The sequence below is a fragment of the Hymenobacter sp. 5317J-9 genome (assembly GCF_022921075.1).
Taxonomy (GTDB): domain Bacteria; phylum Bacteroidota; class Bacteroidia; order Cytophagales; family Hymenobacteraceae; genus Hymenobacter.
This window is the reverse complement of the sequence record NZ_CP095050.1, coordinates 3962769-3984316: the sequence shown is the minus strand read 5'-3', so window position 1 is coordinate 3984316 and position 21548 is coordinate 3962769. Positions and strand designations below refer to the sequence as shown.

Here is a 21548-nt window from a genome sequence, read left to right as displayed (position 1 = left end):
AGAAGCTTCAAAAACTAGGACAACGCCTGACACTATCAATTAAAAAGGCGGGTCTTCATGAGCGTTGAAGTTGCTCTTGGGGAAGGGCACCGGCGACTCGTTAATCTTGGAGCCCAGGCGAATGGTGTTCGGCGCGAAGGAGCTGGGCTCGCTGTCGAAGTTGCTGGCGGGCAGGCCCATGGGCTGGTAGCCGCTGGGGTCGAAGCCGCCCATGCCGTCGAGGTCAGCAAACTTGGTGTACTTGCCGATGAACTTGAGCTGCACGGTTTCGAGGGAGCCGTTTCGGTGCTTGGCAATGATGACTTCACCCACGCCCTGGGTTGAGTTGCCTTCAGCATCCTGGTCGAGGCCGTAATACTCGGGGCGGTAAAGGAAGATTACCATGTCGGCGTCCTGCTCGATGGAGCCCGATTCGCGAAGGTCACTCAGCTGCGGCTTCTTGTCGCCGCCGCGGGTTTCCACCGAGCGCGAAAGCTGCGAGAGGGCCAGCACGGGCACGTTCAGCTCCTTGGCAATGCCCTTGAGGGCCCGCGAGATGCTGGCAATTTCCTGTTCGCGGTTGCCGCCGCGGCCGTCGGTGTTACCGCTCATCAGCTGCAGGTAGTCGACGATAATCATCTGCACGTCCTTCTGCGAGCGCAGGCGGCGGCACTTGGTGCGTAGTTCGCGAATGCTTAGGCCGGGCGTGTCATCAATGTAAATCGGCGCGGCCGAAAGGGCTGTGATTTTGTGGTTGAGCTGCTGCCACTCGTGGTCGGCGAGGCTGCCCTTTTTAATTTTCTCCGAGTCCAGCTCCGCCTCGGCCGAAATCAGGCGGTTGACGAGCTGCAGCGAAGACATTTCCAGCGAGAAGATGGCTACGGCTTTCTTGAAATCGACCGCCGCGTTGCGCATGGCCGATACTACGAACGCCGTGTTATGCGTCACCGTCATGTCTTGCAGAAGGAACAGACGGTTGCCGTCAATCTCGAAGCCGTAGTAGTCATCAACTTTGTCGAACTCGACGGTGATGCCGGTCTGGCGCCAATCGACGGGCGAGGCCCAGGGCTGCGCTTTTTTGCGGGCCACGCGCACCGGCACACGGTTAATGTCGCCGTAGAGGCGCACGCGCCACACTTCGCTCTCGTAGCCGATGCTGGAGATGGTGGCGCGCTTCTTCGTGAGCGAGGTGCGGAAGCCCAGCGAGTCGCCCAAAAATTTGATTTGGCGGGCCAGGCGGTGGTTTTTCTGGGTGATTTCGTAGCCGTTGGACACCGGGTCGAGGTGACCGTCGCTGTCAATCAAACCGGCCAGCAGGCGCAGGCGGTTTTCGGTCGAGTTGATGGCGTAGGCGCGCGGGATGTGCTTGTTATCGAGAACGCCCAACTGCCGCAACTCGTCCTGTAAGGAGTATTCGGCAATGTTGCCGCCCTGCCGGCCCCGGGTGATGCCGTAGCTGTTGCAGCGGTTTTCCACCACGCCCACCGTCACCTGCATATTCAGAGCAGCGGCGTATTCGTGCAGGTAGTCAATGATTTCGGGGTTCTGGCCAGTGATGCGACAGTTGCTACTGGCGCCGTCGCCCAGCCACACGCCCAGGAAATACGGGTCGACGGGCAGCTCCTGCGCTTCAAACTCCACGGGCACTTTATAGCCCTTGTAATTCGAGCGAAACTTGGGACCTTTGGCTAGCCAGTCCTTCACGGTAATGTTCAGCACCTCGCCGTGGCGGTGCGGCCCTTCGTTGCGCGAGCGTTTCAGCGAGAGAATGTGGCTTTCGTTCACGCGGTAGTCGTCGCCCTTGTTCTGGCGCACCCAGTACATGTTTTCGCGGCCGCGGGCAATGCTCAGCACCCGGCGTGGGGTCGAGTCGTCGCCCATCAGCAGGTCGCCGGGCAGCACGTCTTCCACGTTGCGCAGATCGCCGTCGTACATCAGCACCTTCGTGCCTTTGCCCAAGCACTTGCCCATGCCAGGGCGAGCGGCAATAATCACCAGGTCAGACGGTTGCCAGCCGCTCGTGACGCGGTCCAGGGCGGTAAATCCGGTAGGCACACCCGTGAGGCCGTCGCTCTGGTTCTTCTTTTCTTCCAGCTCTTTGATGGCCTTGCCCATCAAGCTCCGCATGTCGTCGAAGTTCTTACGGATGTTCGACTCGGACACCTCAAACAGGGCCGATTCGGTGTCGTCCAACAGCTTGAACACGTCGGTGGTGTCCTCGAAGGCGTCCTTTTGAATCTCGCTCGAAATCCGAATCAACTCGCGCTTGATGGCGGTTTCGGTGATGATGCGGGCGTGGTATTCCACATTGGCCGCCGAGTTCACTTTCAGCGTGAGGTTGGCCACGTAGAAGGGGCCGCCGCAGGCTTCGAGCTCGCCCATCTCGCGCAGCTCGTGCACCACGGTGAGCTGGTCGATGGGCTCGGATTTATCAAACAAGCGAATCACAGCGCGGTAGATGCGTTGGTGCGCGTCCTTATAAAAGCTCTCGGGCTTGAGCAGGTCAATCACCGAGGTGAGGGCGTCTTTTTCCAGCATCAGGGCGCCGAGCACGGCCATTTCGAGCTCGGGGGCCTGGGGCGGCAGCTTGCCAGCGGCGCTGGCATTAAACGGGACCACACCCGACGTTCCGCGGCTGGCCAGCGCAGCTTTAGCGCGGGCGGCGGATTGTTTCAGGCGGTCGTCCATCCGGTCTTGCATCGGTGGGTATGGGAATTAGAGCGGGAAGGGAAAACGGGCGGCCCGCTTAAAAAAATGCAGCGGGCACGCCTCGTATACAAAGCTAACCCGCGAGGCGGGGAAAATGTGCAGGTGGAAAATTCGATTCTTTTGGCTATGGAATGGCCCCGGCGGCCGGGCGTTTGTACTTTCGCGGCCTTGCTTTTGAGTTGTCAGTTGTTCGTTGTCCGTTGTCAGTTTGGGCACCCACGACGGCGGTGGTGCGCGTAGCCCGCGGCGCTTCCTGGCTGACAACGAGCAACCGACAACTAACCACCAACTGATTTGGCTTCCGATATTCTTCTTCCGCAATCCGCTGCGCCGCAGCGCGTCCACCTCATCGCCGTGGGCGGCAGCATCATGCACAACCTGGCGCTGGCCCTGCACCGCCAGGGCGCCCGCGTGACGGGCTCCGACGACGAAATTTTTGAGCCCGCCCGCGGCCGCCTCGCCGCCGCCGGCCTGCTGCCCGCCCGGGAAGGCTGGGACGCCGCCAGCATCACCCCCGACCTCGACGCCGTGATTGTGGGCATGCACGCCCGCCCCGACAACCCCGAGCTGCAGCGCGCCCAGGAACTGGGCCTGAAGGTGTATTCCTTCCCCGAGTACATCTACGAGGCCAGCCGCGACAAGCAGCGCATCGTCATTGGCGGCTCGCACGGCAAAACCAGCATCACGGCCTGCATTCTGCACGTGCTGCGCTACCACGGCCGGCAGTTCGACTACGCCGTGGGCGCCCAGCTGGCGGGGTTCGACCTCATGGTGCAGCTGACCGACGCGCCCATCATCATCATCGAAGGCGACGAATATCTGTCCTCGCCGGTGGACCGGCGGCCCAAGTTTCACCTCTACCAGCATCACATTGGCGTGATTTCGGGCATCAGCTGGGACCACATCAACGTGTTTCCGACCGAGGAAATCTACCGCGAACAGTTCCGCATCTTCGCCGACATGACGCCCAAGGCCGGCGTGCTCATCTACGACCGCGACGACGAGCAGGTGCAGCTGGTGAGCGTGCCCACCAATCCCGACGTGACCTACATCGGCTATGGCCCGCACGAGCACGTCATTCGCAACGGCAAAACCTTCCTCATCAACAAGAAAGACGAGGAAGTGCCCATCCAGGTATTTGGCGAGCACAACCTGCGCAACATCTCGGCGGCCAAGGAGGTCTGCAAGCAGCTGGGCATCAAGGGCAAGGATTTCTTCAAGTCGGTGGCCTCGTTCCCCGGCGCGGCGCGGCGGCTGGAGCTGGTGAAGGAAGGCGCAACGTCGGTGGTGTACAAGGACTTTGCCCATGCGCCCAGTAAGCTCAAAGCCACCGCCACGGCCCTGAAAAAACAGTTTCCGCAGCGCCGCTTGGTGGCCTGCCTGGAGCTGCACACCTTCAGCAGCCTCAACCCCGATTTCCTGCCGCAGTACGCGCACTGCTTCGATGCGCCCGACGTGGCCGTGGTGTATTTTAATCCCCACGTGCTGGAGCACAAGCGCCTGCCGCCGCTGGCCGCCGCCACTGTGGCCGAGGCTTTTCAGCGCCCCGACATCAAAGTCATTACCGACAGCGCCGAGCTGGCCGCCTTCCTGCGCGCCCAGCAGTGGTCCAACGCCAACCTGCTGCTCATGTCCTCTGGCACGTTTGACGGGTTGAACTTGACGGCGCTGGCTACTGAAATCACGGGCTGATGGAACGGCCGACGCTTCTGCTTCTGCACGGTGCCCTGGGCAGCCCCGCCACGTTGGCGCCGCTGGCCGAGCTGCTGGTGGCTGACTTTACGGTGAAATCGTTTGCATTTTCCGGCCACGGTGGGAGCGAGGTGAGCTTTGAAAACTTCACGCTGCCGCATTTTGCTGAGGAAGTGCTGGCATTCCTCCGGGGGCATGAAACTGCTCCGGCCCACGTGTTTGGCTACAGCATGGGCGGCTACGCGGCGCTGCTGGCAGCCCGCCGGGAGCCAGCCCGGTTTGCCAGCATCACCACGCTGGGCACCAAGCTGGACTGGTCGCCGGAAAGCGCCGCGGCCGAAACCAGATTCCTCGACCCTGAGAAGATGCAGGCCAAAGTGCCGGCCTTCGCGGAGGTGCTGCGCCGGCGCCACGCGCCCGCCGACTGGGCCGAAGTGGTGCGCGCCACGGCCCGCCTGATGGAGACCGCCGGTGCCGCCCCGCCGCTGGCCGCTGCCGACTTTGCCGCCATTAGGGTGCCCGTGCAGGTGCTGGTGGGCGACGGCGACCTGACGGCCAACCAAGGAGAGGCCAGCAGGATGGTGGCCGGGCAGCTTCCGCAGGTGCAGTATGCCGTGCTGCCCAACACGCCGCACCCCATCGAAAAAGCTGACCTTCCAGACTTGGCAAAACGCATTCACCGCTTCGCATCGGCTCATTCCCACTAGGAAGTGTTAACAGTAGGTATTAATTTGGGGTATGGATTATTTGCTCACAGACGCGCAGTGGGCCCGCATCGCGCCGCTGCTGCCGGGTCGGGAAGGCACGAAAGGTGGCCGGGGCCAGGACAACCGCCGTTTTGTAGAAGCGGTGCTGTGGTTGTTGCGCAACGGCTGCCGCTGGCGTGCCTTGCCGGCCGCGTGGGGCAACTGGCACACAACATACACGCGCTTCCAGCGCTGGACCGCCTCGGGCGTGTGGGCCCGGGTGCTGGCCGCCGTGCAAGAGGACGACGCGCTGCACACGCTGCTGGTCGACTCGACCACCGTGCGGGTGCACCAACACGCGAGCGGGGCACGCAAAAAAACGGGCCGCAAGCCCTGGGGCGTAGCCGCGGCGGATTGACCACCAAGCTGCACGCGGTGGCCGACGCTGGGGGCCGGTTCGTGCGCGGCAGCCTGACAGCCGGCCAGCGCCACGACGCCCCGCAAGCGCTGCCGCTGCTCGACGGGCTGGCCCCGGCCTACCTCGTGGCCGACCGGGGCTACGATTCCGACCCGCTCGTGGCCACCCTGGCTGCCCGCGGCACCTGTGCCGTGATTCCGCCCCGGTGCAAGCGCCGCTACCCGCGGGGCTACGACGCGGCGCGTTACGCCCAACGTCACCCCATTGAGCGCCTTTTCAGCCGCCTCAAGCAGTTTCGCCGCGTGGCCACCCGGTATGACAAACTCGATGCGCATTTTTTGGCCTTTATTCACCTCGCTGCAACCGTCCTGTGGCTACGCGACTGTTAACACTTCCTAGTCACTTCATAAAAAAAAAAGCCCGCTATTCGGCGGGCTTTTTTGGTGTTTTGGGGGGCTTCTTGTCGGTGGTGATGAGCAGGGCCAGGGCGGCGAGGGCAGCGCGGAGCAGCCATTTGTTGCGCGTGGTCATCGGGCGTTGGCAAACAGCTCGTTGTTGGGTTCAATCTTGAGGTCGCAGTGGCTGCCGGGCGAGCTTTCGGAGCAGCTGGTGCTCACGATGCGGCCGTTCTCGAAGTTGAAAAAGCAGGCCGGGCAGCCGGTGCTGCTCAGGGTGTAGCGCTCGGCCGAAGGGCGCAGGTAGAAGGTGTTGTCGCCGCCGCTGGTGAGGGGCAGGGCCATGGCCCGGAACGTGCCCGCTCGCAGGCCCATGCCGATGAGATAGTACGTGGCCACGGTCCCGGAATCGACGGGGGCCTTGCGCACCTGGATTTTGTCGACCACGGTGCCGTCGTTGAACTGGCGGATAAAGGCTTTGGCCAGCTCGCTGCGGGGCGTTTTGTACTCGGTGCTGGAGTCGGTGAAGTGCACGATTTGCCGGCTCTCGGGCTTGGCAATCACCTCGCCTTTGATGCGGTTGGGGCTGCCAAATTCGTTGGTGGCCGTCTTGCTGCTTTCGCAGGACATGGTGACCAAAGCCAGCAGCAGGCCTAACAAACCCAAGCCAAGCAGACGCGGAAGCAATTTCATAGCGGGAAAGGAAAAGCGGAAAAAGCCAGAATTATCACCCGATAATTCTGGCTTTCTGGCAACGCACTAGCGGGCTGCGTAGTACTTACGGGCTTCCGGCAATTCGCGTTGGATGTCGGCGATGCGGGTGCCGTTGGAGGGGTGAGTGGAAAGGAATTCGGGCGGCGAAGCGGCGTTTTCGCGGGCATCCATGCGCTGCCAGAAGGTGATGGCGCCGTCGGGATTGTAGCCGGCCATGGCCATGAAAATCAGGCCCAGGTGGTCGGCTTCCGACTCCTGGTTGCGGCCATATTTCAACAGGCCAATCTGCGAGCCCACGCCAAATGCCTGCAGCGCAAGCTGCTGGGTGGCCGGGGCGTTGGTAGAGAGGGCCGCCGACAGGGCCTGTCCGCCCAATTGCTGCACCAAGCCCTGGCTCATGCGCTCGGAGCCGTGCTTGGCCACGGCGTGCGCAATTTCGTGCGCCATCACCACGGCCAGGCCGTTTTCGTCCTGCGTGATGGGCAGAATGCCGGTGTACACGGCCACTTTGCCGCCGGGCATACACCAGGCATTTTCCTGCTTGTCCTGAATCACGTTGAATTCCCACTGGTAGCCGGCCAGCTGGTCGGAGGCGTTTTGCTGGCGGAAGTAGGTTTCCACGGCGCTCTGAATGCGCTGGCCCACGCGGCGCACCAGCGCCACGTCCTGCGAGTTGGTGGACAGCGGGCCTTTGGCAATCACCTCGCGGTATTGCTGGGCGGCCAGGGTGTTGATTTCGGTGTCGCTCACGAGGCTGAGCTGGCGGCGTCCCGTGATGGGCACCGTGGAGCAGGCGGCCACGAAGGCCAGGCTGGCAACGAGGGTGAGTTTTTTGAGCATGGTACGGAGGAAAGAGGGAAATAATAACCGGAGAGCCGCGGCCGTTGTGGCCGGCGGGCCTGCCCGGCGGCGGCGCCCGCGGTTGCGGCCTATACGGCAGCAGGGCGGGTAAATGTTGTGGCTGCCGCGCAGCGGAGGTCACAAAAACCGGCCGCCGGGTTGTCGCAAGGCCGCCCGGGGGCGTAGTTTTGACTTCCTTCCGCGTTGCCCCCGTTCCTTCCATGAAAATCATTTGCATCGGCCGCAACTACGCCGACCACATCGCCGAGCTGCACAACGAAGTGCCCAGCGCGCCCGTCATTTTCCTCAAGCCCGAAACGGCGCTGCTTCAGCGTGGCCAGCCGTTTTTCTTGCCCGAGTTCTCGCAGGACATTCACCACGAGCTGGAGCTGGTGCTGCGCGTGAGCAAAAACGGCCGCCACATCGAGGAGCAGTTTGCGCACACGTATTTCGACGCCATCGGCCTCGGCATTGACTTCACGGCCCGCGACCTGCAGAGCGAGCTCAAGAAAAAGGGCCTGCCCTGGGAGCTGGCCAAAGCCTTCGACGGCTCGGCCCCGATTTCGCCCACCTTCAAGCCCGTGAGCGAGTTCGCCGACCTGGCCAACATCAACTTCCACCTCGAAGTGAACGGCGAAACCCGCCAAACCGGCAATTCGAGCCTGATGCTGCACCCGTTTGCCAAAATCATCAGCTTCGTGTCGAAATATATCTCGCTGAAAATGGGCGACTTGATTTTTACCGGCACCCCCGCCGGCGTGGCCGCCGTAAAGATGGGCGACCAGCTGACCGGCTACCTGGATGGGGAGAAGCTGCTGGAGCTGAACGTGCGGTAGGGGCGTTTTTGATTGAATAAACAGAACGTTATGCAGAGCGCAGCGAAGCATCTTTACCGCTTCGTTGAGGCAGTATTAATTACTTGCGGCAAGCAAGATGCTGCGCTGCGCTCTGCATGACGGCCTTTTTGATAGATTACAAGTTGAAGAATAAAGCGAAGTTGATAACCGGTGTGGCGCTGGCCCTTGCGGCTGGCATGGCCGGCCGGGTAGGAGGGCAGGAAGCCGACACCGCCGAGCGTAGCCGCAGCACCGTGAGCGAACTGCTGAAAGCCGGCCGGCCCACCGTGGCGCCGGGCTATTTTATGTTTCCCATTGCGCCGGGCAAGCCCAATTTTTTGGCCGGCAGCATGGGCGAGCTGCGGCCCAACCACTTCCACGGCGGCCTCGACATCAAGACCGGCGGCGGGGTGAACCAGCCCGTGTACGCCGCCGCCGATGGCTACGTGTCGCGCCTGAAACAGTCGTCGTTTGGCTACGGCAACGTGCTCTACATCACGCACCCAAATGGCACGACCACCGTGTACGGGCACCTGAATGAGTTTAAGGGCGCCTTTGCGGCTGAGCTGCTGCGCCGCCAATATGATAAGCAGAGCTACGAGCTGGAAGCCTTTTTTGAAAAGGACAAATACCCCGTGAAGCGGGGCGAGCTGGTGGCCCTGAGCGGCAACACGGGCGGCTCGGCGGGCCCGCACCTGCACTGGGAAGTGCGCGACGCCCAGGACCGGCAATATAACCCCTTGCAGTGGGGCGGCTTCCCCGAAATTCAGGACCACGTGGCGCCTCAGCTCCAAGCCTTTGCGCTGGAGCCGCTGGGCATTGAGGCGCGGGTGAAGAAGGTGTTTGCCAAGGCCGTGTTTGTGCCCAAAGTGCTGCCTGGGCCCGGCGTGGCCACCACCTGGGCCGATACCATCAGCGCCTTTGGCACGGTGGGGCTGCTGGTGCAGGGCTTCGATAGGTTCGACAATGCCTGGAACAAGAACGGCATTCAGCGCGTGACCATGACGGTGAACGGGCAGCCCTTCTACGAGCACAACATCGACGCCGTGCCCTTCCCGACGGGCACGCGGCAGGTGGGCAACTTCGTCGATTTCCTATACCAAAACACCCAGGGCCGCACCCTGCAAAAGCTGTGGGTGGACGACGGCAACGACCTGGCCATGTACACCACCGGCCCCAGCAAGGGCCGCCTGAACGTAGAAGCTGGCAAGCTCTACAACATCGACATCACGCTGGCTGACTCCTACAACAACCAGACGCCCGTGCATCTGGTAGTGCGCGGCGAGCAGCCCGAATACTTCAAAACTCGCTCGGCAGCCGTGAAGAAAACGGCCCTGCGCTTTGAAGTGACGCGCAACCTGCTGAAGGCCGTGGTGGCCGACCCCAGCGCCGATTCCGTGGCCGCCAACCTGACGTTGCTGCGCGGCAACCGCCGCCTCGAAATCCGGCCCAGCTACACGCAGAACAGCGAAAACGTGTACCTCTACGACCTGCGCGCCGGCCTGCCCGATTCCATTCGCTTCGGCAACATTACCAAGAAATTCGACCGCCAGGTGATGATTCCGGCGGGCAAGGAAACCAGCTACGCCACCAATGCCCTCACCCTCGTGTTCGGCCCCGAAACGCTGTTTGGCAACCTTTACCTGAGCACGTCCTTCAAGCCCGAGCCCACCGGCAGCGGCTTCTGGACGGTGGGCTCGCCGCTGCAGCCCCTCTACCACACGGCTACCCTCACCCTCAAGCCCGCCACCCCGCCCGCCGACCCGGCGCGCACGGCTATCTACGCGGCCACGGCCAAAGGCGGCAAGGCCTACGTGGGCGGCAAATGGGACGACCGGGGCCAGATTACGGCCCAAATCCGTCAGTTTGCCTCTTACCGCATTCTGCGCGACACCACTGCGCCGCGCGGCAGCCTGATTGGGCGCGCGGGCGGGCAGCTCTCGTTTTCGGTGGGCGACGACATGTCGGGCCTGGCCAGCTACCGTTTGCTCATCGGCGGCAAGTTCCGGATGCTGCGCTACGAGCACAAGAAGGCCCTGCTCTTCACCGTGGCTTCCGACACCTTGGGCCCGCGCCTGCATGGCCCCGCCGAGCTGCGCCTCACCGACCAGGCCGGCAACGAGCGAGTGATTCCGCTGAGCTTGTAGGGCAGGAGGGTATGGGGGGAGGGAGATGAGTTAATGGAACGTCATGCAGAGCGCAGCGAAGCATCTTTACCGCGTAACTAAATCCCTGCGAAATGGATTACTTGCGCGGTAAAGATGCTTCGCTGCGCTCTGCATGACGGCCGCGCAATTCCTAAACCTATACCCCCAACCCAAAATGCCCCTCGAACCCGGCCAACCCGCTCCCGATTTCACCGCCCAGGACCAGGACGGCAACACCGTCAGCCTGCACGATTACCGCGGCCAGAAAGTGGCCCTCTATTTCTATCCCAAAGATGACACGCCCGGCTGCACCGCCCAGGCCTGCAACCTGCGCGACCACCAGGAAGAGCTCGAAGCCCAGAACATTCAGGTCATCGGCGTGAGCATCGACGGCGAGGCCGCCCACAAGAAATTCGCCCTCAAGTACGACCTGCCCTTCCCGCTGCTGGTCGATACGGAGAAGAAAATTGTGCAGGACTACGGCGTGTGGCAGGAAAAGAAAAATTACGGCAAAACATACATGGGTACCGTGCGCACCACGTTTCTGATTGACGAAAATGGCGTAATTGAGAAGGTTATCAAGAAGGTAGATACCAAGGAGCACACGGCGCAGCTGCTGTAAGGTGCTACCGCTTCGCTGGCGCTTACCACGAGCCCGTAAGTGACTTTCTTAAGGCTTCTATCGGGACCGATTGCAATAGGCAAGCCGTGAAACGCGGCCGTCCGGCCATTATACCGTTCACTACCTTTACCCCACTGAACTCCATTTTCTCCATACTCATGGCCGATACCACCACCGCCAAAACCGTCGAAAAACCCGAAAAATCCATCGAGGAGCTCAAGGAAATAGCCACCCAGGTGCGCCGCGACATCGTGCGCATGGTGCACGCCGTGAACTCGGGCCACCCCGGCGGCTCGCTCGGCATCACCGATTTGCTGGTGGCGCTCTACTTCAAGGTGATGAAGCACCACCCCGAGCCCTTCGACATGGACGGCAAGGACCAGGACCTGTTTTTCCTGTCCAACGGCCACACCTCGGCCACCATGTATTCGTGCCTGGCGCGCTCGGGCTATTTCCCGGTGAGCGAGCTGAGCACCTTCCGCAAGCTCGACTCGCGCCTGCAGGGCCACCCACCACCCACGAAGGCCTGCCCGGCATCCGGGTAGCTTCGGGCTCGCTGGGCCAGGGCCTGAGCGTGGCCTGCGGCGCCGCCCAGGCCAAAAAGCTGAACGGCGACAAGCAGCGCGTGTTTGTGCTGATGGGCGACGGCGAACTGGAAGAAGGCCAGAACTGGGAAGCGGCCATGTACGCTGCTCACCACAAAATCGACAACCTGATTGCCATCGTGGACCGCAACGGCCAGCAGATTGACGGTTCGACCGACGAAATCGGGGGCCTGGGCGACCTGCGCCGCAAGTTTGAAGCCTTTGGCTGGCACGTGATTGAAGGCGACGGCAACCACTTCGACGCCTTGCTGCCCACGCTGGAAAACTGCGTGGCCGCCACCGGCAAAGCCCGCCCCATCATGTTCATCATGGACACGAAAATGGGCTTCGGCGTCGATTTCATGATGGACGGCCACAAGTGGCACGGCGTGGCCCCGAACGACAAGCAGCTGGCCGAAGCCCTCGACCAGCTGAAAGTGGGCACCGAAGGCGACTACTAATATGTGGTACCGTTCGGACGTGGCGCCTCACCCCCTGACCCCCTCTCCAACAGGAGAGGGGGCACCGGTTATGCTCCTGACGGAAATCGTGCGGCTCCCCTCTCCCTGGGGAGAGGGGCCGGGGGTGAGGCGTCGCGTCTGGACGGTACTGTTGCTTCTTCTGAGCTTCACCGCCCACGCCCAAAACGCTGCGCCCGAGAAGCCCAAAGTCACGCGCATTCTTTTCCTGCTCGATGCTTCGGGTTCGATGATGGCGCCCTGGGAAGGCCAGCCGCGCTGGGCCGTGGCCAAACGCATGCTGAGTAAAATGGTCGACTCGCTCAACGCCTACCCCAACCTGGAGTTGGGCCTGCGCGTGTACGGCCATCAGTTTCCGAACGCCGACAAAAACTGCCAGGACTCCAAGCTGGAAGTGCCGTTTGCGCCGCGCAACGCCAAGGCTATCAAGGACAAGCTAACCACGCTGAAGGCGCAGGGCAACACGCCCATCACGTACTCGCTGGAGCAGTCGGCCAACGACTTTCCGACGGATAAGTCGTCGCGCAACGTGTTGTTGCTTATTACCGACGGCCTCGAATCGTGTAACCGCGACCCCTGCGCGGCTTCCATTGCCTTGCAGCGCAAGCACGTGTTCCTCAAGCCCTTTGTCATCGGCATCGGGGCCGAGCGGGATTTTGGCAAGCAGCTCGAATGCCTGGGCCAGTACTACAACGCCGCTGAGGTGAAAACCTTCCGCACGGTGATGGACGACGTCATTGCCCAAACGCTGAGCAAAACTACCGTCTCCGTCAACCTGACCGACGCCAACGGCCGCCCCGTGGAAACGAACGTGAACATGACCTTCGTGAACAACGTGACCGAGCAGCCGGAGTACAACTACGTGCACTACCGCGACGCCCAGGGTAAGCCCGATGTGCTCGACATCGACGCCCTGCAGAGCTACGACTTGGTGATAAACACGGTGCCGCCCGTGCGCCAGGCCAACCTGCCCATTAAGCCTGGTAAGGCCAACGTCTTCACCTTCAAAACACCGCAGGGCACGCTGTGGCTGCAAAACCCGCCGCTCACGCCCAACCCCTACGGCACCGTGCGGGCGCTGGTGCGCAGCCAGGCGGGCGCCACCGTCACGGCCGGTAACTTCGGCACCCGCCAGAAGCTGCTGGCCGGCAACTACGAGGTAGAGGCTCTGACCTTGCCGCGCACCGTGCGCCGCATCACCATCAAGCAAGGCCAGGAATACACGTTCACTTATGACTCGCCGGGCACGCTCAACATCACGTCCGACTTAAAAGGCTACGGCAGCATCTACCAGCTCAACGACGACGAGTCGCAGACCTGGATTTATGACCTGCCCTACGGCGGCAGCAGCAAAGTGAACCTGCCCATGCAGCCGGGCGCTTACCGTCTGGTGTTCCGCACCACCACCAGCACCGCCAGCAAGTTTACCGACGTGCGCAACTTCACCATCCGCAGCGGGCAAACGACGTCGGTGGCCATTTTTGGAAAATGAAACAGAACGACAAGCTCCCCTCCTTTTTTAAGGAGGGGATGTTTCAGCGAAGCTGAAACTGGGGTGGTTAAGTCGTTGAACGACCCGCCTAGAAGAAAAAAGAACAACACTCCATCATGGACAGCTACCACAACCTTCCGCAGAAAAAAGATGACCGGCGCACCTTGCGCAGTGCGCTTACGCCGGCTGAAGCCACGTTGTGGAAGTCCTTGAAAGGCGGCCAACTTGCCGGCCGCAAGTTCCGCCGCCAGCACAGTGTTGGTAGTTATGTGCTGGACTTCTACTGTCCCGAAGAACGATTAGCCGTGGAACTTGACGGCGCCGGCCACTACACAGTGGCCGGCAATGCTCACGATACCACCCGCACCCATTATCTCAATACGCTCGGTATTCAGGTAATCCGCTTTGAGAATAAATTGATTTGGTCTGCGCTGGAAAGCGTGTTGCAGTCCATCAGAAATAAATTTCATACTGCTTGATTCTCTGGGGTAAGTCGTTCAACGGCTTAACCACCCCAATTTTCACTTCGTGAAAATGTCCCCTCCTTAAAAAAGGAGGGGAGTTTAACCGTCTCAACCTCCCTTACCTCCCCATGAAAGACTTCCCCTACACCGAATCGAAAGACACCCGCAGCGGCTTCGGCGCGGGCCTGGCCGAGCTGGGCAAAACCAATCCCAACGTGGTAGCCCTCTGCGCCGACCTCACCGGCTCGCTCAAAATGGACGCCTTCAAAAAGGAAAACCCCGACCGGTTTTTCCAGGTCGGCATCGCCGAGGCCAACATGATGGGCGTGGCCGCCGGCATGACCATTGGCGGCAAAATCCCCTTCACGGGCACCTTCGCCAACTTCAGCACCGGCCGCGTGTACGACCAGATTCGCCAGAGCATTGCCTACTCGGGCAAGAACGTGAAAATCTGCGCCTCCCACGCCGGCCTCACGCTGGGCGAAGACGGCGCCACCCACCAGATTCTGGAAGACCTGGGCATGATGAAAATGCTGCCCGGCATGACCGTCATCAACCCCTGCGACTACAACCAGACCAAAGCCGCCACCATCGCCATTGCCGACCACGAAGGCCCCGTGTACCTGCGCTTCGGCCGCCCCGTGGTGCCCAACTTCACGCCCGCCGACCAGAAGTTTGAAATCGGCAAAGCCTGGATGCTGAACGAAGGCACCGATGTGAGCATCTTCGCCACCGGTCACCTCGTGTGGAAGGCCGTGCTGGCCGGCAAGCTGCTGGCTGAAAAAGGCATCAACGCCGAAATCATCAACATCCACACCATCAAGCCGCTGGATGCGCAGGCCATCCTGGCCTCGGCCCGCAAAACCCGCTGCGTGGTGACGGCCGAAGAGCACCAGATGAACGGCGGCCTCGGCGACAGCATCGCCCAGCTGCTGGCCCGCGAGGAGCCCCTGCCCCTGGAAATGGTGGCCGTGCACGACAGCTTCGGCGAAAGCGGCACCCCCGACCAGCTGATGGAGAAATACCACCTCAACGAAGCCGCCATCGTGGCCGCCGTGGAAGCCGTGATGAAGAGGAAGAAGTAGGTAAGCAATGGTTCTGCAGAAAGCCCCGTGGTCTATTGGCCGCGGGGCTTTCTGCGTTTTGGTCACGTTTCTCACCCGGGCTTTCACCTGCGGGCAGTGACGCGCTTTTTAGTTTGTAGAAGTTGTAGTTGATTAGCGCCTGCAACCACTCAATCAGTGCTTCTTTGCGATGAAAAAACGCCTACTACTCGCCACCATTGGCAGTGCATTTCTCACGCTGGCCCCGGCTGGCAGCTGGGCGCAGGCTGCACCCAAAGCGCCCCTCAAATACGGCAAATACGGCTGCACGGCCAGCAAATACCGCGGCGGCATGGTGGAGTACATCCCCCGGGGCTCGTTCACCATCAACCCCGACGGCACCTATTTCTACTCGGGCTTTGAAAAACCCAGCAAAGGAAAATTCAGCGTCGACAAGGACGGCAACCTGCTATTTGCCGGGGGATATTTCGACAAAGGGAAGGCTGAAAAAATAGACCGTCCCGATAAATTTTTTCTGGTTTTTCCGACCATCCCCGACAACCGCTGGACCTGCGGTTACGTCGGCAAATAGCGGCGCTTGCATTGGTAGGTATACTGTTCTGCAAACCCTCTGCCGTGGCGGCAGGCCCGTGCTTGCCCCGCGTGTTAGCAGCTCACGGTCACGCGCAGGTAGGCAGCTGGGATTAGCGTGCTGTCCGGCGAGGCGGCCTTGTTCTGGCTGACGAACAGTTCTGTTAGCTCCCGTTCCAGCTCGGCCGCTTTGCCGTTGCGCTCGGCCGCCTCGAAGGCGTTCATCGTCGGGCCGTAGAAGTTCTTAAACAGCCGTACAAACTCGCTGGGCGCGAAAGGAGCCACGAAGGTGAACGTGTCCTTCTCGCAGGCGATGTGCTCCGGCGGGATGCCGGCCTGGCCGAAGCGTTCCAGCACGTTGGCCTCAATGCCCCAGGTCATCGGGCTGATGAAACCTTCGGGTGGGGGCGGGGTGTAGGCCGAGCTGATTTTCAGGATTTGCGCCACCAGGGTGGGGTCGCCGGGAATCCAGTTGCCCATCACGATTTTGCCGCCCGGCTTGGTCACGCGCACCATTTCCTTAGCCACGTCGAAGGGCTTGGGCGCAAACATGGCCCCGAAAATGCTCACCACCCGGTCGAAGGAATGGTCGGGCAGGTCGCTCAGGTTGCAGGCGTCGCCTTCCTGAAAGCGGCAGTTAGCCAAGCCGGCTGCGGCCACCCGCTTGCTGGCGGCCGCCACCAGGTTGCTGGCAATGTCGACGCCAAGCACCTCGGCGCCGTGCTGCGCTTCGGGGATGGCCGTGGTGCCGTCGCCGCACCCCAGGTCCAGCACCCGCATGCCTGTGGTGATGCCAAGCTTGGCCACTAATTCCTCGCCACTTTGGCGCATGGTTTGGGCAATTTGCGTGAAATCGCCTTTTTCCCAGAGGGCTTTGTTGGGGTTTATCATGGTGAAACAAAGGAAGATAATGGGTTTTGGTAAATATATATATTAAAAAATAATATACTTGGTGGCCAGCAGCATTGTTGAGCTGAGCCGTTAAACTTGCCGGCGCAGCGGCCATCCAACCCGCGTCCGTTCTCCGCCACAATCCCGGCCTCTCCGTTTGGAAGACCACGAAATTCTCCTCAAGTTTCAAGACCCGGCCTCGCGCAACCTGGCGTTCAACCAGCTCGTGCGCAAGTACCAGAGCAAGGTGTACTGGCACGTGCGCAAGATGGTGATTGACCACGACGACGCCGACGACCTCACCCAGGACGTGTTCGTGAAAGTGTGGAAGCACCTGGAGAACTTCCGGCAAGACGCCGCCCTCTTCACCTGGATATACCGCATTGCCACCAACGAGTGCCTGAATTTTTTGAGCAGCAAGCGGCGCAAGTTCCTGCTGCCCCTCACCGACGTGGGCGCCGAGTTGGCCGCCAAAATCGAAGCCGACCCCGCCGTGGCCGGCGACGAGATTGAGCTGAAGCTACAAAAAGCCATCCTGCGCCTGCCCGACAAGCAGCGCCTCGTGTTCAACCTGCGCTACTACGACGAGATGCCCTACGAGCAAATGGCCGAAGTAACGGGCACCAGCGTGGGCGCGTTGAAAGCCAGCTACCACCACGCCGTGAAAAAAGTGGAGGAATACGTGACCCGCACCACCGACGACTAATTCGGCCAAAAGACAAATTTTTACTTGCGGAGTTAAACGCCGCCCCCCGTTCTTCATCCAACCGCCATGAAAACTCCTTTTAAGCTAGACGCGCACCCCCGGCGGCCCCGCCCGCTGAGCGAGCCGCCCGCTGGCTATTTCGATAAGCTGCCCATGCAAATCATGGCGCGGCTGCCCCAGGCCGAGGCCCACGCCGCGGCGCCCGGCTGGCTGGCCTGGCTTACGCCGGCGCTGCGCACCAGCTTGGCCTCGGTGGCCGTGCTGGGCGGCTTTGCAGCCTCGTTTTTTCTGAGTGGGCCGGCCCCGCAAGCCCCCGTGGCCGCGACCACGCTCGACGCCGTGCCGCGCACTGAGCTGGTGGGCTACCTGCTCACCAGCGGCGCCCGCGTCGAGAATTCTGACCTGGCCGTGCTCACGGCCGCCCACCCCAACATCGCCAAAGGCTTTCTGCACGCCTCGGAAGAGGAACTCACCCAGGCCCTCGACGACCAGCCTTCCGAAGACCTGACGTATTTGTAATTCCTTTCCCGCTTATGTTTTCTATTTCATCTGTCTTTCGATTAGTTAGCCTGGCAGCGTTGCTGCTGACCCTGGCCCCGGCGGCCCACGCCCAGGGCGGCCAGGGCTTCGGGGGCGGCCGCAAAGGCCAGCGCCTTGGTCAGCTCGAAAACGCCAAAATCGCCTTCATTACCAACCGCGTGTCGCTCACGCAGGAGCAAGCCCAGAAGTTCTGGCCGCTCTACAACGAGTTTTCAGCCAAGCGCCGCGAACTCAACCGCAGTGGCCGCCTCCTGCGCCGCGACGTGACGGACGGCATGACCGACCAGCAGATTCGCGACAATTTCAACCAGGCTTTCACCATGCGCCAGCAGGAGCTGAACCTGGAGAAGGAGTACTTCGACAAGTTTCAGAAGGTGATTTCGCTGCGCCAGGTGGCCCAGCTGTTTCAGGCCGAGCGCGACTTTACCAAGGAAGTCATCAAGCGCGTGGCCGGCGCGGGCGGCCCGGCCGCTGGCGACACCAATTGAGCCCCTTCTTTCTGAGCTATGCCCAGAGGCCGCTGCCCCCGCAGCGGCCTCTTTATTTTTGCAGAATAATCGAAATCATTTTTCGCTGGTTTTGAAAGTTGTTTGTCATCCTGAGCGCAGCGAAGGACCTTATCACATTATAACCAATCTGGCTCAGACGTGATAAGGTCCTTCGCTGCGCTCAGGATGACAAACGGCTATATACAAAATCCGATTATACGCTTAAATCCGAAAAGTCCGTGGTCCTGACCCCCCGCCAATTATTCCTGCGCCACCAGGCCCAAACCTCCGATTTTCCGCTGCTGCTGGAAATTGAGCGGGCCGAGGGCATCTACATGTACGGCCCCGACGGCCGCCGCTACCTCGACCTGATTTCAGGCATTGGCGTGAGCAACGTGGGCCACCGCCACCCGCGCGTGCTGGCCGGCATTCAGGCCCAGCTCGATAAGTACCTGCACCTGATGGTGTACGGCGAGCTGGTGCAGGCCGTGCCCGCCCAGCTGGCCGAGGCCATCCACAAAACCCTGCCCGCGCAGCTCGATTCGGTGTATTTCACCAACTCCGGCACCGAGGCCATTGAGGGCGCCCTGAAGCTGGCCAAGCGCCACACCGGCCGCACCGAGCTCATTTCCTGCCGCAACGCCTACCACGGCTCCACGCACGGCGCGTTGTCCATCACCGGTTCCGAAGGCTTCAAGAACAGCTTCCGCCCGCTGCTGCCCGATGTGCGCCACATTCGCCACAACGAGCTGGCCGACCTGGCCTTCATCACCGAGCGCACTGCCGCTGTGGTCATCGAAACCGTGCAGGGCGAAGCCGGCGTGCGCGTGCCCAGCCCCGAGTACCTGCCGGCCCTGCGCGCCCGCTGCACCGAAGTGGGCGCGTTGCTCATTCTGGATGAAATTCAGTGCGGCTACGGGCGCACGGGCAGCATGTGGGCCTTCGAGCAGTTCGGCATCGAGCCCGACATTCTGGTGTGCGCCAAGGGCATGGGCGGTGGCATGCCCATCGGGGCCTTCATTTCGAGCACCGAAATCATGTCGGGCTTCAAAACCAACCCCATTCTAGGGCACTGCACCACCTTCGGCGGGCACCCGGTGAGCTGCGCAGCGGCCCTGGCCACTCTGCAGGTCATTCAGGACGAGCGGCTGGCCGAGGGCGTGGCGGCCAAGGCGGCCCGCTTTCGGGCGCAGCTGCGGCACCCGGCCATCCGGGCCGTGCGCGGCTGCGGCCTGCTGATGGCCGTGGAATTTGATTCGTTTGAGTTGCTCAAGCCCATCATCGACCATGCGCTGGAGCACGAAGGCATTCTCACCGATTGGTTCTTGTTCTGCGACAATTCTCTGCGGCTAGCTCCCCCGCTCATCATTACCGACGCCGAGATTGACGAGGCCTGCGCGGCCTTGCTGCGGGCCATTTCGCACGTCACGGGCTCGGCCTGAGCCGGCCCCAAACGCAGGCCGGCCCGCCGCAAGTCCGGTAACGGAAGGCGGCGGGCCGGCAACGAAAGGCCGTAGTACAGTTATGCCATAGGCCTACAGCACTACCTGGGGCCGGGGCAACTCGTTGTAGTTCAAAAAGGCATTGCTTTCCTCTTTGATGCGCTCGCGCGGCAGGCCGTCTTTCACGCCCTGCGAAATTTTACGGACCAGCACGCCCACAATGGCTTTGCGGAAGCCCAGCTTTTCGGCCATCATGATGCAGAATTCCATTTCCGTCTCGTCCACAATGCCGTCGGCCAGCATCATGTCTACCAGGTCAAAAATCTGGTCGAACCGCTCAGAGTCGTTGGTGGGCAGGTCGTTGCTGGTGCCTTTGGCGCCCGAAACCAGCGCTTGCACTTCCGACGAGCTCAGCCCGTTCTTCTTGCCCACGGCCAGGATGAAGTTCATCTCCCGCGCGTCGATGTGGCCGTCCGCCTTGGCCAGGGCCGCCAGGTTCAGCAAGTGACCCTTAATTTTTTTGGCTTGCTCATTTTCAAAAAAACCGAACATAAAACGTGGGAATTAAGAGGTGGAAGATGATTTTACAGCAATCGGACCGATTGTCGAGTCAATGTAGTAAAAAAACCGGCCGATTTCTGCCATTGTTACGAAAAGCGCTAAAAAAAGATGACGCCCCGTTGGCGGGTATTTTGGGGTAGCCTGCCGCGGATATGCAATCGTTTCGCCAACTTTGCGGGGTTTGGGCGCCATTGGCCTGCCCGCGTGATTTAAGAACAAGTTGATGAAGAGAATAGCAGTATTTACCAGCGGCGGCGACTCGCCGGGCATGAACGCCGCCATCCGGGCGGTGGTGCGCACCGCCACCTACCATGGCATTGAGGTGTATGGCATTATGCGCGGCTACAGCGGCATGATTAAGGGCGAGTTCGTGCGGCTCGATTCGGCGTCGGTGTCCAACACGGTGCAGAAGGGCGGCACCATCCTGAAATCGGCCCGCAGCCTGAAGTTCATGACCAAGGAAGGCCGGCAGCAGGCATTCGACCAGTTGGTAAATCACGGCATCGAGGGCCTCGTGGCCATCGGCGGCAATGGCACCTTCACGGGCGCCATGATTTTTGAGGAGGAGTTCGGCATCCCAACGGTGGGCGCGCCCGGCACCATCGACAACGACCTGTACGGCACCGATTATACCATCGGCTACGACACGGCCGTGAATACCGCCCTGGACTGCATCGACAAAATCCGCGACACGGCCGACTCGCACGACCGGTGCTTCTTTGTGGAGGTGATGGGCCGCGACTCGGGCTACATCGCCATTCCCTGCGCCATCGGCGGCGGGGCCGAAATCGTGATGATTCCGGAAACCCAGATGAGCACCGACGTGGCCGTGGAAACCCTGCAGGCCGGCTGGCACCGCTCCAAAACCTCGTTCATCGTCATCGTGGCCGAGGGCGACGAGGAGGGCAACGCCACCCAGGTGGCAGCCCGCGTGAAAGAAGCCATTCCGCAGCTCGATACGCGCGTCACGGTTATCGGCCATATTCAGCGGGGCGGCTCGCCCACGGCCGCCGACCGCCTGCTGGGCTCGCAACTTGGCATCGCAGCCGTGGAGGGCCTGATGAACGGCATGCGCAACGTCATGGCCGGCATCATCGACAAGAAGCTGGTTTACACGCCATTCATTGATACCATCAACAAGAAAAAACTTATCAACCAGAGCTTTATGCGGATGGTGGAGATTCTGAGCGTGTAGGGTTTTTTTAGGGTAAGAGGGTGTGGGGCAGGAG

At 61.3% G+C, this 21548-nt stretch carries 20 protein-coding genes and 1 pseudogene; 16 read left to right on the top strand and 5 right to left on the bottom strand.

The window, feature by feature from the left end; translation table 11 throughout:
* Positions 1–39: 39 nt before the first annotated feature.
* Positions 40–2679 carry a replicative DNA helicase gene (gene dnaB, locus MUN81_RS16720; protein WP_245112443.1) on the bottom strand — a complete coding sequence of 880 codons (2640 nt, stop codon included), beginning with the start codon at positions 2677–2679 and terminating at the stop codon, positions 40–42.
* 303 nt (positions 2680–2982) lie between these two features.
* On the opposite strand from dnaB, the gene MUN81_RS16715 reads away from it, so the two are divergent.
* The 3 genes from MUN81_RS16715 to MUN81_RS16705 all read left to right on the top strand — a co-directional run bounded on the left by MUN81_RS16715 (position 2983) and on the right by MUN81_RS16705 (position 5873).
* Positions 2983–4380, top strand: coding sequence for a Mur ligase family protein (locus MUN81_RS16715; protein WP_280638207.1), 1398 nt, complete (start codon positions 2983–2985; stop codon positions 4378–4380).
* Entirely contained in the window at positions 4380–5087 is a 708-nt protein-coding gene (locus tag MUN81_RS16710) for an alpha/beta fold hydrolase (protein ID WP_245112442.1), read from the top strand. Before MUN81_RS16715 ends, MUN81_RS16710 begins: the two co-directional genes overlap by 1 nt.
* Positions 5088–5118: 31 nt before the next feature.
* A protein-coding gene (locus MUN81_RS16705; protein ID WP_245110381.1) for an IS5 family transposase occupies positions 5119–5873 on the top strand; the annotation gives its coding sequence in 2 pieces (ribosomal slippage) (positions 5119–5449 and positions 5449–5873; 756 coding nt in all).
* Between the two features lie 138 nt (positions 5874–6011).
* Here MUN81_RS16705 and MUN81_RS16700 read toward each other — a convergent pair.
* Both MUN81_RS16700 and MUN81_RS16695 read right to left on the bottom strand, forming a co-directional pair.
* Entirely contained in the window at positions 6012–6572 is a 561-nt protein-coding gene (locus MUN81_RS16700) for a hypothetical protein (protein ID WP_245112440.1), read from the bottom strand.
* 66 nt (positions 6573–6638) lie between these two features.
* Complete coding sequence (locus tag MUN81_RS16695) at positions 6639–7433, bottom strand: M48 family metallopeptidase (RefSeq protein ID WP_245112438.1); 795 nt, start codon at positions 7431–7433, stop codon at positions 6639–6641.
* Between the two features lie 221 nt (positions 7434–7654).
* Here MUN81_RS16695 and MUN81_RS16690 point away from each other — a divergent pair, with 221 nt between their 5' ends.
* The 8 genes and pseudogenes from MUN81_RS16690 to MUN81_RS16655 all read left to right on the top strand — a co-directional run bounded on the left by MUN81_RS16690 (position 7655) and on the right by MUN81_RS16655 (position 15692).
* On the top strand, positions 7655–8269 hold the full coding sequence (locus MUN81_RS16690; RefSeq protein WP_245112436.1) for a fumarylacetoacetate hydrolase family protein: 615 nt from the start codon (positions 7655–7657) through the stop codon (positions 8267–8269).
* A 143-nt stretch (positions 8270–8412) separates the two neighbouring features.
* The gene (locus tag MUN81_RS16685; RefSeq protein WP_245112434.1) at positions 8413–10416 is read left to right on the top strand and encodes a peptidoglycan DD-metalloendopeptidase family protein; all 2004 of its coding nucleotides are present in this window, start codon (positions 8413–8415) and stop codon (positions 10414–10416) included.
* Positions 10417–10591: 175 nt separating this feature from the next.
* Entirely contained in the window at positions 10592–11038 is a 447-nt protein-coding gene (gene bcp / locus MUN81_RS16680) for a thioredoxin-dependent thiol peroxidase (RefSeq protein WP_245112432.1), read from the top strand.
* Between the two features lie 158 nt (positions 11039–11196).
* A pseudogene (locus MUN81_RS16675) lies at positions 11197–12083 on the top strand (transketolase).
* Positions 12084–12234: 151 nt separating this feature from the next.
* Positions 12235–13593, top strand: a complete 1359-nt coding sequence (locus tag MUN81_RS16670; protein ID WP_245112430.1) for a VWA domain-containing protein — start codon at positions 12235–12237, stop codon at positions 13591–13593.
* Positions 13594–13709: 116 nt separating this feature from the next.
* Positions 13710–14072 carry an endonuclease domain-containing protein gene (locus tag MUN81_RS16665; protein WP_245112424.1) on the top strand — a complete coding sequence of 121 codons (363 nt, stop codon included), beginning with the start codon at positions 13710–13712 and terminating at the stop codon, positions 14070–14072.
* A gap of 113 nt (positions 14073–14185) precedes the next feature.
* A complete protein-coding gene (locus MUN81_RS16660; RefSeq protein ID WP_245112422.1) occupies positions 14186–15142 on the top strand; it encodes a transketolase C-terminal domain-containing protein in 957 nt (318 codons plus the stop codon).
* Positions 15143–15311: 169 nt separating this feature from the next.
* Positions 15312–15692 (top strand): hypothetical protein, encoded by a 381-nt coding sequence (locus tag MUN81_RS16655; protein ID WP_245112420.1) that lies wholly within the window; start codon positions 15312–15314, stop codon positions 15690–15692.
* Between the two features lie 74 nt (positions 15693–15766).
* Here the strand turns inward: MUN81_RS16655 and MUN81_RS16650 are convergent, their stop codons facing one another.
* Positions 15767–16582, bottom strand: coding sequence for a methyltransferase domain-containing protein (locus tag MUN81_RS16650; protein WP_245112418.1), 816 nt, complete (start codon positions 16580–16582; stop codon positions 15767–15769).
* A gap of 157 nt (positions 16583–16739) precedes the next feature.
* On the opposite strand from MUN81_RS16650, the gene MUN81_RS16645 reads away from it, so the two are divergent.
* The 4 genes from MUN81_RS16645 to MUN81_RS16630 all read left to right on the top strand — a co-directional run bounded on the left by MUN81_RS16645 (position 16740) and on the right by MUN81_RS16630 (position 19758).
* A complete protein-coding gene (locus tag MUN81_RS16645) occupies positions 16740–17288 on the top strand; it encodes a sigma-70 family RNA polymerase sigma factor (protein WP_245112417.1) in 549 nt (182 codons plus the stop codon).
* 66 nt (positions 17289–17354) lie between these two features.
* Positions 17355–17807 carry a hypothetical protein gene (locus MUN81_RS16640; RefSeq protein WP_245112409.1) on the top strand — a complete coding sequence of 151 codons (453 nt, stop codon included), beginning with the start codon at positions 17355–17357 and terminating at the stop codon, positions 17805–17807.
* A 14-nt stretch (positions 17808–17821) separates the two neighbouring features.
* Entirely contained in the window at positions 17822–18316 is a 495-nt protein-coding gene (locus MUN81_RS16635) for a hypothetical protein (RefSeq protein WP_245112407.1), read from the top strand.
* 245 nt (positions 18317–18561) lie between these two features.
* On the top strand, positions 18562–19758 hold the full coding sequence (locus MUN81_RS16630) for an aspartate aminotransferase family protein (RefSeq protein WP_245117407.1): 1197 nt from the start codon (positions 18562–18564) through the stop codon (positions 19756–19758).
* A 93-nt stretch (positions 19759–19851) separates the two neighbouring features.
* Here MUN81_RS16630 and MUN81_RS16625 read toward each other — a convergent pair whose 3' ends face one another.
* Entirely contained in the window at positions 19852–20310 is a 459-nt protein-coding gene (locus MUN81_RS16625) for a TerB family tellurite resistance protein (RefSeq protein ID WP_245112405.1), read from the bottom strand.
* Between the two features lie 232 nt (positions 20311–20542).
* Here MUN81_RS16625 and pfkA point away from each other — a divergent pair, with 232 nt between their 5' ends.
* Positions 20543–21514 carry a 6-phosphofructokinase gene (gene pfkA, locus MUN81_RS16620; protein ID WP_245112403.1) on the top strand — a complete coding sequence of 324 codons (972 nt, stop codon included), beginning with the start codon at positions 20543–20545 and terminating at the stop codon, positions 21512–21514.
* Positions 21515–21548 lie beyond the last annotated feature (34 nt).

Coding starts and splice junctions, on each gene's coding strand:
- dnaB (WP_245112443.1), bottom strand. CDS start 2,679: ATGCAAGACCGGATGGACGACCGCCTGAAACAATCCGCCGCCCGCGCT.
- MUN81_RS16710 (WP_245112442.1), top strand. CDS start 4,380: ATGGAACGGCCGACGCTTCTGCTTCTGCACGGTGCCCTGGGCAGCCCC.
- MUN81_RS16700 (WP_245112440.1), bottom strand. CDS start 6,572: ATGAAATTGCTTCCGCGTCTGCTTGGCTTGGGTTTGTTAGGCCTGCTG.
- MUN81_RS16695 (WP_245112438.1), bottom strand. CDS start 7,433: ATGCTCAAAAAACTCACCCTCGTTGCCAGCCTGGCCTTCGTGGCCGCC.
- MUN81_RS16690 (WP_245112436.1), top strand. CDS start 7,655: ATGAAAATCATTTGCATCGGCCGCAACTACGCCGACCACATCGCCGAG.
- bcp (WP_245112432.1), top strand. CDS start 10,592: ATGCCCCTCGAACCCGGCCAACCCGCTCCCGATTTCACCGCCCAGGAC.
- MUN81_RS16665 (WP_245112424.1), top strand. CDS start 13,710: ATGGACAGCTACCACAACCTTCCGCAGAAAAAAGATGACCGGCGCACC.
- MUN81_RS16660 (WP_245112422.1), top strand. CDS start 14,186: ATGAAAGACTTCCCCTACACCGAATCGAAAGACACCCGCAGCGGCTTC.
- MUN81_RS16655 (WP_245112420.1), top strand. CDS start 15,312: ATGAAAAAACGCCTACTACTCGCCACCATTGGCAGTGCATTTCTCACG.
- MUN81_RS16650 (WP_245112418.1), bottom strand. CDS start 16,582: ATGATAAACCCCAACAAAGCCCTCTGGGAAAAAGGCGATTTCACGCAA.
- MUN81_RS16640 (WP_245112409.1), top strand. CDS start 17,355: ATGAAAACTCCTTTTAAGCTAGACGCGCACCCCCGGCGGCCCCGCCCG.
- MUN81_RS16635 (WP_245112407.1), top strand. CDS start 17,822: ATGTTTTCTATTTCATCTGTCTTTCGATTAGTTAGCCTGGCAGCGTTG.
- MUN81_RS16625 (WP_245112405.1), bottom strand. CDS start 20,310: ATGTTCGGTTTTTTTGAAAATGAGCAAGCCAAAAAAATTAAGGGTCAC.
- pfkA (WP_245112403.1), top strand. CDS start 20,543: ATGAAGAGAATAGCAGTATTTACCAGCGGCGGCGACTCGCCGGGCATG.